This is a genomic window from Psychrobacillus sp. FSL H8-0510 (assembly GCF_038008345.1).
Lineage (GTDB): Bacteria > Bacillota > Bacilli > Bacillales_A > Planococcaceae > Psychrobacillus > Psychrobacillus psychrotolerans.
Genome location: NZ_JBBOYZ010000001.1, coordinates 1706079 through 1719967 on the forward strand (window position 1 = coordinate 1706079; position 13889 = coordinate 1719967).

A 13889-nucleotide genomic window follows, 5' to 3' on the forward strand; every position below is an offset into this window, starting at 1 on the left:
TAAATATACTCGAGGATTTTTTTCGGCAACTTGTTCCTATTTAAAACAAACCTCCGAGCAAAATATAATTTTGAAAGGAGAACTATTACACATGAATTGGTATGAAAAGCTTAATCAATATTTTCCAGTGGATGAAATGAAATCTCGCGTTCATATGGAAACACTTTTGACGGATAAAGAAGATATCTATATAAAAGACGAGGGACCAAAGCATGTATTGATGTACGTGGAGTTTGAAAACTTCATTTTTGTAGACTATCTATTTGTTTCTAAAGAAGCTCGTGGAGAAGGCCTAGGTAGGAAATTATTGAGTCAATTAAAAGAAAAGAATAAGGTCATACTATTAGAGGTAGAACCTGTTAACTATGATGACTCTGATTCTGAGAAGCGTCTAAAATTTTATGCGCGTGAAGAATTCAAACATGCTACTCGCATAGGATACTCACGGCGTTCTCTAGCAACTGGAGAAAATACCATTTTGGAAATTTTATACTGGTCCCCAACAGACCAAGATGAGTATGCCATTTATGAAGCTATGAAATGGACATATGAAAATATCCACACGTATAAAGATGAACATTTTTATGGTGATTCTTATGATGCTTCTCATGAGGTATTAGTATTTAATGATGAGGATAAGAAAAATATGCTGAAGCCTTACTAAAGGGTCTTGCGACTTAAAAAAGAATTCATTTTAAATCAATTGTGATTTAAAATGAATTCTTTTTGTTGTGGTAATCTATTCTTTACTGCTCCATATAATATTATTAGGAAGAACGGTTTTTAGATTGGTCAGCAATTAGTAGTAGACGTTGTTTTAGTTCTTCTTCCATACGACCAATTTCTATTTCTGCTGCTTTTCGTTTTACACGACCATCAGCTTGAATACGCATCGTTTCTTCGATTGTTTGTAGTAAATTTTCTTGTGTTTTCTTCAATGTATCAATTTCTACAATACCTCGTTCATTTTCTTTTGCAGTTTCAATACTATTCACTTTTAACATCTCCGAATTTTTCAATAATAAATCATTCGTCGTTTGCGTAACTTGCTTTTGTGCAGCTACTGCTTTTTGCTGACGATTTAAAGTTAAAGCAATAGCAATTTGGTTTTTCCAAAGCGGGATAGATGTCATAATAGATGATTGAATTTTTTCGGCAAGCGTTTGGTTGGTTTGTTGAATCATTCGAATTTGTGGTGCACTCTGTATCGTAATTTGACGAGATAACTGTAGATCATACACTCTTTTTTCTAAACGATCTACGAATTGTGCCATATCATTGACTTCTTGATAAGCCATTTGATCATTGGATAATTCCGCTTTTCGTCGTAACTCTGGAATAGTTACATTTACTATGTCATCCTTTTTTAACTCTGCAGCAGCAATATATACATTTAATGCTTGGAAATACGTTTTGTTTTGATCGTAAAGTTTGTTGAGCATTTGAACATCTTCCACAAGTCCTCTTTTAGAATGTTCTAGCTGAATGCCAATACGATCTACTTGTGTACTAAGCTTTTGATATTTTGTCATTACCTCCTGGACGGAGCGATTGACACGACTAAATAATTTTTTAATACCTGATTTTTTCTCAGTAGACAGTTCTTCGGGATTAATCTCGGATAATTTGCGCATCAAATCACTTAATATATCTCCAACAGGTCCGATATCTTTTTTTTGCACATGATCTAGCATCTGATGAGAAAAACGGGTAAGCTCAGATTGTGCGTTTGCACCGTAGGTTAGAATCGCTTCGTAGTCACCAGCTGGTATTTGGTCAGCTAATTGTCGAGCTTTTTGTTGCTCAGCTTCCGAAAGTCGATCGATCAGTTTAGTCGGGGCTGCTTCTGTTTCTGTAATGGCTTGTGGCTTAGTAGTATCTAGGTTAAAAGGGCTGGATAATAGTTCGTCCATTAATATATCTTCACTTGTATTTGATATCTTTTCGCTCATTTTCGGATTCTCCTTTTAAATATAAAGGTTTTTCTGTTTGTTTAACGGATAATTTAGCGAAATCTAACTCCATTTTAAGTAGCTCTACATCAGAGGCTAAGACGCTTTGTAAATCTTCTTCCATAACTGTGTTGATAGATTCTAATGTCTCTCGTGTATCTTGCAAAGCTAATTTCATATCTTTATTCTTCACCGGTTGGGAAACTAATAAAGTATACTTTGATGTTAGTTCTACTGCTGAATCTAAATGTGCATAAAAGAACTTTTCAGCTTGGTAGAACTTTTTAGGGTTAGATCTTACAAGTGAAATAATCCTTTTTGCTAATCGATTCATTTCGAATAATTGTTTAAATGAACTGATTGAACGAACTTTCAGATACAGACTATTTAAAGCTTTTATCTTTTTATTTGCTTCTTTTAATTGTTGTTGGATATGGAAATACTCAGAAAGAGTCATTTGATGTTTTTTCATAATTCTTCTCTGTTGAATTTTCTTTATCGAAAAGTTAGAAACAATATATACTCCTATAGCAAAAACGGAGCTCCATAAAAATCCACTCTCGAATGGAAAAAAGAAAACAAACCACGAAGTAATCATGATAGGGAAATTTAAGCAATGTCGTATGAAGGTTTGCAGTAGTTCACTCATGATGTTACCTCCTTTTTCCGGTATTAACGGGCAGTATCTCCCTCTTAATGGCTTGGGCTATATAACTAACTGGCATAAGGGGGAGAAAACTGCCTGTAAAAACCCGAATGGTTCAATTTACACTTTTTGTAGGTGAACCGATCCTACGATAGAAGTTTCACTTTTTCTATACTACTATATACGATTCATTCAGCAGAAAGTTTCATTTCATACAAATATTAAACAATATCTGACTCCATCGAAGTATAACCTTTTAGTTCATCAAATAATTCCATTCGATAAGCATTTGTCTGGGATAAAGGAGATACTCCTTTTTGAATATACTCCAAAAACTCCTCCAACTGTTGAATATTGCCTTCAATATGAATATGAATGAGTTTGTCTTCTGTTTGTTTGCAACTACCTTTCAATCCAAGTGATTGAGCTTTTTGTTTCACTAAAAATCTAAAGCCTACTCCATCCACATCACCATGCATTTGAATATAAGCCCGCTTTTTCATAGCATAGTCTCCTAACTTGTTTATAATAGTGTTATCTATAATTTAACTGAAAAAGTAGGAATATTCAATTTATAAAATTACTAGGCATTTAAGTAGACATTTTATATAGGAGCAGTAAAATATGAGTTAATAAAAAATGTTAGAGGCGATGTCTATGTTCGAAGTAATTTATATGAAGGCAGACTATGAACCGTGGTGGCTTTTTGAAGGTTGGGAGCAGCATATTGTAGAAAAGCATACTTTTGAAACACAAGCAGATGCCCAATCCTATTTAAATGAGAAACTAGTGGAATTACGAGGGAAATTTCCAAAAGAAAAAGTGAAGGATGAGAAATACTGGGCTTTTTGGTCAGAAAAAGAAGTATGTTTTTGTGAATCATGTGATGATGATTTACAAATATATCATGGTTTAATATGGAATGAAATTACCTAAACTATTTAGAATTATGAAAATACTCATTGACTAAATCGGTGCCAATGCTATAATTAATTTACAATTTAAAGTGAAAACTTGTACTAATGATTCACATATCCTATGAAGTGATCGATGTGAAATCGGTACTTCATGGAATATGTGAATTTTTTCACGTATTGATTAATTTTTTGGAGGTAATAGTATGAAACAAGGTACAGTGAAATGGTTTAACGCAGAAAAAGGATTTGGTTTTATCGAAGTAGAGGGTGAAAATGATGTATTCGTTCACTTCTCTGCAATCCAAGGTGATGGTTTCAAATCACTTGAAGAAGGTCAAAAAGTTGAATTTGAAGTAGTCGAAGGGAACCGCGGACCTCAAGCAGCTAACGTTACAAAACTATAGTCCCTTAAGAAGCACACCTTTAGGATGTGCTTCTTTTTATAGTCCTTCTAATTTAATTTAAAAGTGTGTTTAATTAGATTACATTTGGGTATAAAAAATAGAGTTTACTATTTTAGGGGGAACGACTTTGGACAGATTAACACTGGATCTTAACTTAAAACATTATTTAGAAGAAAACAAAGATGATTTTGAACAATATTTATTAAACCAGGCTGTTAATGTTAAAGATAAGATAAATGATATATTAAGAGTTGGAGATATAGATCTAATCAATAACGCTCATACGCTGACACATTATATTATTGATGAAAATACGAAAGATTTGAGTGCTTTTGCAAAGCAGGAAGGTATTGCATGGGCAACGTTTTCTTTGACGCTATCTTTTAAATTAGAATGGATCCAGGCCATTAGAAGAACTTTGTGGATCTTTATTCAAAAGTACAATAAAGACATACAACCGATTTCTATTGATTCATTCTTTGAGTTAGAAAAGCAAATTAATAATCAAATAGATTATTTTTTAAATGAGTTTTTTATCAACTATTCGACTTATAAGGATGCTTTAATTTCTTCCCAACGTAAAGTGGTTGAAGCCCTTTCAGTTCCTATAATTCCAATTACACCCTCTATTTGTATTTTGCCGTTAATTGGCTCAGTAGATACTTTTAGAACAAGTATTTTAGAAGAAAAAGTACTAACAGAGATTGGCCGTTTACATATACAAACGTTAATAATGGATCTCTCAGGTATATCTGAAATGGAAACAGAAGTAATAGACCATTTACTGAAAATTATCTATGGTACTTCGATGATGGGCTGTGGCACCGTTATTACCGGTTTAAGACCGGATGTTGTGAGACAAATGATTCAATTAGGCGTTAAATTTGATGATGATACTAAAACCTTTGCAACGTTACAACAAGCGTTAAACGAGTATTTAGTCAAGTAAAGGAGAGGGGGATCGGGGGTTAGATCCGAAGCTTCTTTTATTTTTATTGGAGAAAAACAATTGAAATTAACACTACTAGAAGGGCATTTATTATTTTTCCAGCTTCTGATTCTTTAGGAATAGAACATAGAAAGCCTATTATGTTTCAAATGGTCTTATTTTTGGTATAGTGAAGAGAGAGAGGGGCTATGACGATGAATGTAGAACTTAAAAAAGAATTACCAACTTACGATGAGCAACAAGACTTCTATATAAAACTACGATCTAAAATTACTGATTATGTAGAAAGTAAATCGGGTAAAGCAGGAAAGTTTACTCCATATCTTCTATTTGCTCCTGATTTGTTTCACTTATTAGTAAAATCGATGTTTGATAACCGCATAGATGCGAAGAGTAAAACACTCGTTGGTAGTGGTATATTGTATTTCATCACACCAGTAGACATATTACCTGAAGGTTTAATAGGACCAGGTGGTTTTATCGATGATATTATTGTAGCTACTTTTGTAGTAAATATGTTATTAAACAAATTTTCCCCTGAAATGATTGAAGAACATTGGGCTGGAGATGACAAACTATTAAACGTATTGAAGAAGGTTTCGGAAACAAGTGATTCCTTACTTGGAAAATTGCCGACAAGATCTCTGCTTGGTCGTTTTATTAAAACTTCTAAAAAGGGCACTGCAGTTAAAAGTTAATCCACACAGGAAAGTTCCAAATTCCTTATAAAAAAGCATTGCTATATATTATAGCAGTGCTTTTTTGATGTGTTAATGTTCTGAACTAGTCAATCCTATATCGTGTATTGTAGGGGGAAAAGAGAAGACATATCAAGTTAAGAAAAGTATTGTTTCCATAATCTGTACGATTTTCTTTTTATAACTTACATCTTCTATATCACACTTTTCCTCAATTTTAATCGATAATTTCTGTAATAATAAAAAAGAGTACAGGAAAATGACATATTGTCATCATCCTGTACTCTTTTATTAGGTATTATAAGTTTTGTGTATCTTTCCACTCTAAGAACTCATCATATGACAATTGTTTATCTAAGATAGACCCGTCTTCACGGATTTCAATTACGCGATTAGCAATTGTTTGAATGAACTGGTGATCATGCGATGTGAAGATCATTGCGCCTTTGAATAATGTAAGACCATTATTCAATGCTTGAATAGACTCAAGATCCAAGTGATTCGTTGGTTCATCTAGTAACAATACATTCGATTCGGAAAGCATCATTTTAGAAAGCATACAACGTACTTTTTCTCCACCTGAAAGAACAGAAGGTTTTTTCTTCACTTCTTCTCCTGAGAAAAGCATACGGCCTAGGAATCCACGTAGGAATGTTTCACTTTCATCATCAGGTGAATATTGGCGTAACCAATCTACTAATGATGGCTCATTGCCTTCAAAGTATTTAGCGTTATCAAGCGGGAAGTAGGCACGCGTTGTAGTAACACCCCAACGTACGGAACCTTCTTTTGGTTCTTCTTCCTCCGCAAGTATACGTAACAATGCAGATTTCGCTAATTCATCTCCAAGAAGAATAATCTTGTCTTCTTTGTTCAACGTAAAGCTGAAGTTAGAGAAGAGGTTTTTGTCTTCAGTAGAATGACCTAAATTTTGAACTTGTAATACATCATTCCCGATTTCACGTTTCATCGAGAAGTTTACATATGGATATTTACGCGATGATGGTCTGATATCATCTAGTTCTATTTTGTCTAGCATTTTCTTACGAGAAGTTGCTTGTTTCGATTTAGAGGCATTGGCACTAAATCGAGCAATAAATGCTTGTAGCTCTTTAATTTTTTCTTCTTTTTTACTATTTTGATCGGAAGCTAATTTGCCAGCAAGTTGACTTGACTCATACCAGAAATCATAGTTTCCTACATAAACTTGAATTTTACTGAAATCTAAATCCGCAATATGCGTACATACTTTGTTTAAGAAATGACGGTCATGGGATACAACGATAACAGTATTATCGAAGTTAATAAGGAAATCTTCCAACCACTGAATAGCTTTAATATCTAAATGGTTAGTAGGCTCATCCAGTAATAGTACATCGGGTTTACCAAAAAGAGCTTGAGATAAAAGAACTTTTACTTTTTCAGATCCAGTTAAGTCAGCCATTTTCTTTTGGTGCATTTCATCTGGAATACCAAGACCTTGTAAAAGTATTGCTGCTTCAGATTCAGCTTCCCAACCATTTAAGTCCGCAAATTCACCTTCTAGTTCGGCTGCACGCATACCATCTTCATCTGAAAAGTCTTCTTTCATGTAGATAGCATTTTTCTCATTCATTACTTCATATAAACGTTTGTGTCCCATCATAACTGTTTCTAAAACATTGTATTCTTCGTATTCGAAGTGATTTTGTTTTAAAATTGCTAAACGTTCATCTGGGTTCATAATGACATTGCCTTCTTGGGCCTCAATTTCACCAGACAAAATTTTGATAAATGTTGACTTACCTGCTCCATTTGCACCAATCAATCCATAACAGTTTCCTGGTGTAAACTTTATATTTACGTCTTCGAATAACTTACGGTCACCAAAACGAAGACTTATGTTACTTACTGCAATCATGCTAGTACCTCCTAAAATTCACAATGAACTTATTATAGCACGAAATAGGAACGAATTCTACAAATCCTTGATTTTATAGGGTTTCAACGTATTTCAGTTAATGCCAACCCCAAAATCAGCCCCATATGCGTTTAAGCTTTGACTGAACAAGTAAACAGATTCTAGTTCTATCTTTCAGGAGTTACTTTTAACTTTGGGTAGGGGGGAACTAGAAAGGATAAATGGTCAACCTGATATCCTTAGAATTAAAGCACCAGGGCATGAGGTATTTGATATACAAGGTTTTCATGAAATTTAAACACACAATTCATTCTAAAATAGTTATAGCATGAAATAGGGCTTACTAGGTATTCTTATAGTGTGAAAAATGAAATTTCCATTCTCCCGTATATAAAAAGCCCCCAAAACAATTTAAAATTGTCTCGGGGGGTCAACTTAGCTAAGTTTTACTTCCAATTTTTCTCGATAAATTCATCTCGACCTGATTGTGCTCGATCCTCTTTGTAATGGGTGGGGCTTTTTTTATAGAAGTCTTGATGATACTCTTCCGCTTCATAAAATGTTTTAGCTTCTCGTATTTGGGTAACAATAGGCTTAGAGAATTTCCCACTTGCCCCAAGCTGTTCTTTCGATTTCTCCGCGAGCTGTCGTTGTCCATCCGAATGTATAAATATGGCAGTGCGGTAACTTTCACCGCGGTCTTGAAACTGGCCTCCATCATCGGTAGGGTCAATTTGTTGCCAAAATATTTCTAATAATTGATTGTAAGAGAAGATGCTTGGGTCAAATTGTATTTCTACGACTTCTAAGTGACCTGTATCCCCTTTTTTAACGTCTTCATATGTAGGATTATCAAGATGACCACCCATGTATCCAGAAGTTACCTTATGTATGCCATCCCATGTGTCGAATGGTTTTACCATGCACCAAAAACATCCGCCTGCAAATGTTGCTTTTTCTATCATATTTATTCCTCCGATTCATCTCACCTATTGAAATGTTGCTTGTGTAAAATAAATTTTAACACTTGTTAACTAGTTGTACAAAAATCTGAAACTATCTTAGCTGAAATACGTTATTATTACTGTATAAAGGGGAGATTTTAAGATGGAAGAAGAATTACAACAAACTAGAAGACGTCGCAGAAAAAGACGTCCGAGAGTAGGACGCATACTTTTTGTTATTTTTTTGTTTTTGGCTGTAGGAATTGGTATTTATACATTTACTCAATATTCTAGTGGCTACAAATTAGCAGATACAGAACAAAAAGAACCAATGGAATTTAATGGTGATGAGCTTAAAAAAGGTGACCGTGAAAATATTCTAGTTCTTGGTGTGGATTCCAGAGGAGAGGATCAAGCTCGAACAGATACAATGATGATCTTTTCTTGGGATAAAGAAAACAATAATGTGAAAGTGATATCATTCATGCGTGATATATATGCAGATATTCCCGAACATGAATCATATAAATTAAATACAGCTTTTTATCTAGGTAAAGTACAATTATTGAAAGATACTATGCAAGGGATGTTCGATTTACCTATTCACCATTATGCGTTAATCGATTTTAGTAGTTTTGAGTCTCTAGTCGATATAATTGCACCAGACGGCGTGCCAGTAAATGTTGAAAAGGATATGTCTGAGAAAATTGGTGTCACATTAACGAAAGGACAACAGAATCTAAATGGTAAAGAACTACTTGGTTATGCTCGTTTCCGTTCCGATGCAGAAGGAGACTTTGGGCGAGTAGGTAGACAACAGTTGGTGATGGAGATCTTAAAAGACGAGCTATTGTCTATTGAAAACGTACCGAATTTACCTAAATTCATTGGAGCTACTGAGGGATATATCCAAACAGATTATTCGCGTTCAGACAAAACAAAAAGAGTATTAGATGCAGTTGTAAGTGGTAAGTTAGAAATGGAAAAATTGACAATTCCAGTGGAAGGTACTTATTCATTTAAGAATTATAGCCATGCTGGATCAGTCATCTTACTCGACAAAGAGATGAATAAAACGGCCATTACAGAGTTTTTAGAGAAATAAGTTGCTTTAATATTGCCATATTATTTTTTACTCCGTAAAATAAATATAAATAGAAAGGAAGTTTGATAGAAGTGGAGCCAGAAAAACCTTCTTTTTTCTCTACTAGATACATAAAATTTTTAGGTGGACGTAATACAATCTTTTCATTAGTTCTTTTGCTAATGATTGGCCTTGTTATTATGATCTACGATGAAATTTCCTTTATTTTTGTGCCTTTGACAGTGTTTCTCGGCAATGTAATTTTACCAATAATTTTAGCTGTCATTGTATATTATTTATTACGCCCAATACTGCGGTTACTGGAAAAAATTAAAATTAAACGGGTCTGGGGAATTCTGATCATTTTCTTAGTTTTAGTCGGTTTAATAACTTTACTGGTATTCCTAGTGTTTCCTTTTTTAAAGGGACAAATATTTAAACTAGTAGAGGAACTGCCTACTTACTTTATCCAACTGTTTAATGATCTCGATGCTTTCTTAAGAACATCTATTTTTAAGGATTATTATTTACAAATAGAAAATGACGTTGCATCAGTATTAAATGGGCTTCCTGACGAAATTGGGGAATTCGTTCAAAATACTGTAACTGGAATAGCAACTGGGATTTCCTCCATTGTAGGGGTTTTAACTAGTTTTGTACTGGCGATTGTAACGGTTCCATTTATCGTTTTCTACTTATTAAAAGATGGAGAAAAGTTGCCTAATTTTGTTATGAAGCTATTTCCTCCAAGAATGCGAGATGATTTACAGGAAGTATTTACAGGTATAGATAGACAAATTAGTTCATATATTCAAGGGCAAATACTAGTATCTATGTGTATCGGGTTTATGATTTATATAGGGTTTACTATTATTCAAATGCCATATGCTCTATTATTGGGAGTTATCGCTATGGTTACTAGTGTTGTACCATATTTGGGTCCAGTTATTGCTATTACTCCAGCAGCGATAATTGCGTTAGTAACATCCCCATTATTACTAGTTGGATTAGCAATTGTATGGACAGTAGTACAATTAATAGAAGGTAAGTTTATATCACCACAAATAATGGGTAAATCACTACATGTGCACCCAATTACTATTATTTTTGTTCTTATAACAGCAGGATCATTATTTGGGGTTCCGGGAGTGATTTTAGGGATACCAGGATATGCCATATTAAAAGTTATCATTTCACACTTTTATACATTGTTTAAAAAGCGTTATAATAAGTTTGAACCAGTTATTGAAAATCATTATGAGTATACAAATCACAAGGTGGACTGAGAATAATGGCGAAGAAGTTTGAATCTTCCATAGAAGTAAAATCTATTAAGATAGATACGGTTGTGGATCATCCTATTATTGAGCATGGGATAAACTTATCAGGTACAATTTATATTGATGGAGTACATGATGAATCGGTTGAAAATATCAAATTAGAGGTATTTAAACTAACGAATGGTGAATCATCTAAAATAGTTTCGAAACACTCTATAGAGTTAGTCGGTGCAGCTGCTTCAAAGGATATGCAAATGATTCCTTTCGAGATTATGCCCGATGAAAGATGGATACCAGATAATAATGAGGAAGTTACGAAACTTATTTTAAGAACAACCGTGTTATTTGAAAATGGATCTGAGTATAACGATGAAGACGAGATCCATTTTGATATTGAAGAATAATATATAAAAACTCCAGCCATGTGCTGGAGTTTTTTTTCTATAATCATTTACTTACAGAACTAAAGAGAAAACTGGCATTCTATGTAGATTATTTGTTCCTTAGAAATATGTTACTCACCCTAAAGTGAATTTTATCCGGAAGATATTACGTTTTTTTGTTTGCGCCAATTTTAGAAATCTTATAGTATAAATCTTCTTTGCTAGTGCATTCTAATATTAAATTGGGAGGCAACTAATGATGACTAAACGAATATTTTCAATATTGATTATTTCAAGTCTTTTACTGACTGCCTGTGGATTTCAAAGGGACTCCAATCAGCCAGCTAAACCAGAAACACAATTAAACAACCAAGATAAAGAAGTTCCTAACACAGGGAATGAAGAAGTAAATGAAGAAAATGATGTAGGAATTCCAAAGGTAGATGAGGGGCTAAATGATCCTTCGTTTGAAAAACCAAATGAAAATAACGATTGAATTGTTTGAATAATTGTGTTATTGTTTATTTAACTAACTCGAACGGAGGTGAAGAAAGGATGAAAAACACTATGAACGCACAATTTTTTATGTTGGAATTCTTATCAACTTCTTGTGCAATTACTCATGAAAATGCTACTAACGGGATAGGTCTGTCTATTTTTAGCCATTTTCATAGTAATACTCATAGCTGAGAAGTCATTCTTTCGGATCCAATTAGGTAGCGAAAAGACTGTGCTTTTTAGACAGTCTTTTTTTGTTGCGAAAAAAAGAATTGCTCCTCAGCTCATATAAGAATTGAAGGGAAGCGTTCATTATGATATGTACAGTTCAAAATATAACTAAAATGCTCGGAGGAAATATAATCTTTGAAAAGTTGTCTCTAGCTATTAAAACTGGGGAGAGGTTAGCGATTGTTGGTCGTAACGGTAGCGGTAAAACGACTTTATTCAAATTATTGGCGGGAATTGAGAAACCTGATGAAGGATCTATTCACTTTAAGAAAGGTACTTCTGTAGGTTATTTGGCTCAAATTCCTTCCTATTCGGAAGATGTCACTGGTCTAGATGTTCTTCATTATGCTTTTGAAAAAATAACAGCGTTACAACAGAAAATGATACAAATGGAAAAACAAATGGCAACTATTGGTGCAGCGGAGATGGAACGTCTGCTACAACAGTATGGAGAAGTTCAAGAACAATTTACACTTTTGGGCGGTTATACAATGGAGTCTGAAATTGAAAAAGTAGTGCAGGGACTCCAGCTTACTCGGTTTATAAACCAACCATTTGCTAGTTTAAGTGGTGGAGAACAGACGAAAATAATGTTAGGGAAGATTTTACTGTCGGATCCAGATGTATTATTGTTGGATGAACCAACCAATCATTTAGATTTGTTTGCTGTTGAATGGTTGGAACAATATTTGATTGGCTATTCAGGAACAGTTGTAATTATTTCGCATGATCGATATTTCTTAGATCAAGTTGTGACTAAAATTGCAGATTTAGAGGAAGGAGAGCTTTCTCTTTATCATGGGGATTATTCTGCCTTTATATTAGAAAAAGAAGCCAAATTAATGCGTGAATTTCAGCATTATGAGGAGCAACAGAAAAAGATAAAAAAAATGAAGGATGCAATAAGACGTCTTCGACAATGGGCCAATGAAGCGGTGCCACCAAATCCGAAGTTATTCCGCCAAGCACGCAATATGGAAAGAGCACTAGAACGTATGATAAAAGTGAGAAAACCACTCATCGACCCCAAAAAGATGGAGCTATCATTTGAATTTGCTTCTAGAAGTGGGAAAGAAGTAGTCATGATGAAAAATGTATACAAATCATTTGGTGAGAATGTTTTATTAGAAGATGCTCAGCTTAATCTATACTGGAAGGAACGGGTTGCGATAGTTGGGCGAAATGGTTCAGGTAAATCCACTATTTTACATTTGTTGTTAGGTAATCTTCCAATTGATAATGGAGAGGCTCGGTTAGGTAGCAATGTGCGTGTAGGTTATTTATCGCAGTATTTCGAAATACAGAATCCGAAGGCAAGGCTGATTGATGTATTTCGAAGTGAGTTAAATTTAGTAGAGGGCGATGCTCGCCATATTCTTGCGAAGTTTATGTTCTTTGGTCCCGATGTTTTCAAGCGAATAGGTGATTTAAGTGGTGGAGAACGTATGAGACTTCGCTTAGCGCAACTTATGCATCAGGATATTAACCTCCTAATTCTTGATGAGCCGACGAACCATTTAGATATCGAATCGAGAGAGGTCCTGGAAGATGCTTTGGGTGATTTTGATGGTACTATTTTAGCTGTTTCACATGACCGATACTTTTTGAACAAATTATTCCCGAAAACGGTCTGGTTAGAACAAGGTCAGCTAACAACTTTTGAAGGGTCATATGATTGGGCGCGTATAAAGTGGGAAGAGCAAGTAGCGATTGAAATTCCTTTTAAAAATGAAAAACAAGAAAAACCAACATATAAAAGAAGTGCAGGGGGAAGTGTAGAACGAAAGATTGAGGAAGAGATTCAAGCAGTGGAAAAAGAAATTTCCAACCTAAAAGAGCAAATCGAAATAGAAGAGGATTGGGAGACATACGAAAAACTTTTGAAAGCTATTGAATCAAATGAAATGAAGATAGAGAAATTGACTCTGGAATGGATAGAGCAAGAAGATGATTCAAATTGTATATAATTTTGATAATAGAAAATAAATTTATCAAATAGTTAG

16 protein-coding genes are annotated in these 13889 nt (G+C 34.2%); 11 read left to right on the top strand and 5 right to left on the bottom strand.

All coding sequences use genetic code 11. From position 1 onward, the window contains the following. The first annotated feature begins 91 nt into the window (after window positions 1–91). Window positions 92–664, top strand: coding sequence for a GNAT family N-acetyltransferase (locus MHI40_RS08325; protein WP_093534344.1), 573 nt, complete (start codon window positions 92–94; stop codon window positions 662–664). Between the two features lie 103 nt (window positions 665–767). On the opposite strand, the gene MHI40_RS08330 is transcribed toward MHI40_RS08325, so the two are convergent. From MHI40_RS08330 to MHI40_RS08340, 3 genes are all read right to left on the bottom strand, one after another. Then, window positions 768–1952 carry a toxic anion resistance protein gene (locus MHI40_RS08330; protein WP_093534342.1) on the bottom strand — a complete coding sequence of 395 codons (1185 nt, stop codon included), beginning with the start codon at window positions 1950–1952 and terminating at the stop codon, window positions 768–770. Next, window positions 1924–2601, bottom strand: a complete 678-nt coding sequence (locus tag MHI40_RS08335; protein WP_093534340.1) for a 5-bromo-4-chloroindolyl phosphate hydrolysis family protein — start codon at window positions 2599–2601, stop codon at window positions 1924–1926. The genes MHI40_RS08330 and MHI40_RS08335 overlap by 29 nt, the downstream gene beginning before the upstream one ends. A gap of 218 nt (window positions 2602–2819) precedes the next feature. Continuing rightward, window positions 2820–3101 carry an acylphosphatase gene (locus tag MHI40_RS08340; RefSeq protein ID WP_093534338.1) on the bottom strand — a complete coding sequence of 94 codons (282 nt, stop codon included), beginning with the start codon at window positions 3099–3101 and terminating at the stop codon, window positions 2820–2822. A gap of 154 nt (window positions 3102–3255) precedes the next feature. Between MHI40_RS08340 and MHI40_RS08345 the strand changes: the two genes are divergently transcribed. From MHI40_RS08345 to MHI40_RS08360, 4 genes are all read left to right on the top strand, one after another. Beyond that, window positions 3256–3534, top strand: a complete 279-nt coding sequence (locus MHI40_RS08345; RefSeq protein ID WP_093534336.1) for a DUF1033 family protein — start codon at window positions 3256–3258, stop codon at window positions 3532–3534. 184 nt (window positions 3535–3718) lie between these two features. After that, window positions 3719–3919 (top strand): cold-shock protein, encoded by a 201-nt coding sequence (locus tag MHI40_RS08350; protein WP_093534334.1) that lies wholly within the window; start codon window positions 3719–3721, stop codon window positions 3917–3919. A 127-nt stretch (window positions 3920–4046) separates the two neighbouring features. Continuing rightward, on the top strand, window positions 4047–4868 hold the full coding sequence (locus MHI40_RS08355) for an STAS domain-containing protein (protein WP_340762246.1): 822 nt from the start codon (window positions 4047–4049) through the stop codon (window positions 4866–4868). Window positions 4869–5062: 194 nt separating this feature from the next. After that, a complete protein-coding gene (locus MHI40_RS08360) occupies window positions 5063–5566 on the top strand; it encodes a YkvA family protein (protein ID WP_340762247.1) in 504 nt (167 codons plus the stop codon). Window positions 5567–5864: 298 nt separating this feature from the next. Here the strand turns inward: MHI40_RS08360 and MHI40_RS08365 are convergent, their stop codons facing one another. Together MHI40_RS08365 and msrA are read right to left on the bottom strand one after the other, a co-directional pair. After that, window positions 5865–7466, bottom strand: a complete 1602-nt coding sequence (locus MHI40_RS08365) for an ABC-F family ATP-binding cassette domain-containing protein (protein ID WP_093534328.1) — start codon at window positions 7464–7466, stop codon at window positions 5865–5867. A 446-nt stretch (window positions 7467–7912) separates the two neighbouring features. Next, a complete protein-coding gene (msrA, locus tag MHI40_RS08370) occupies window positions 7913–8431 on the bottom strand; it encodes a peptide-methionine (S)-S-oxide reductase MsrA (protein WP_340762248.1) in 519 nt (172 codons plus the stop codon). Window positions 8432–8573: 142 nt separating this feature from the next. Between msrA and MHI40_RS08375 the strand changes: the two genes are divergently transcribed. The 6 genes from MHI40_RS08375 (at window position 8574) to abc-f (ending at window position 13853) form a co-directional block, all read left to right on the top strand. Continuing rightward, window positions 8574–9515: an LCP family protein gene (locus MHI40_RS08375; RefSeq protein WP_340762249.1), complete on the top strand. Its 942-nt coding sequence runs from the start codon at window positions 8574–8576 to the stop codon at window positions 9513–9515. 71 nt (window positions 9516–9586) lie between these two features. Beyond that, complete coding sequence (locus MHI40_RS08380) at window positions 9587–10780, top strand: AI-2E family transporter (RefSeq protein ID WP_340762250.1); 1194 nt, start codon at window positions 9587–9589, stop codon at window positions 10778–10780. A gap of 5 nt (window positions 10781–10785) precedes the next feature. Further along, on the top strand, window positions 10786–11178 hold the full coding sequence (locus tag MHI40_RS08385; RefSeq protein WP_245762606.1) for a sporulation protein: 393 nt from the start codon (window positions 10786–10788) through the stop codon (window positions 11176–11178). Window positions 11179–11413: 235 nt separating this feature from the next. Then, window positions 11414–11653: a hypothetical protein gene (locus tag MHI40_RS08390; RefSeq protein WP_093534296.1), complete on the top strand. Its 240-nt coding sequence runs from the start codon at window positions 11414–11416 to the stop codon at window positions 11651–11653. Window positions 11654–11724: 71 nt separating this feature from the next. Next, a complete protein-coding gene (locus MHI40_RS08395) occupies window positions 11725–11847 on the top strand; it encodes an RAxF-45 family protein (protein WP_281249738.1) in 123 nt (40 codons plus the stop codon). Window positions 11848–11969: 122 nt separating this feature from the next. After that, window positions 11970–13853 (top strand): ribosomal protection-like ABC-F family protein, encoded by a 1884-nt coding sequence (abc-f, locus tag MHI40_RS08400; RefSeq protein ID WP_340762253.1) that lies wholly within the window; start codon window positions 11970–11972, stop codon window positions 13851–13853. Window positions 13854–13889: the final 36 nt, after the last annotated feature.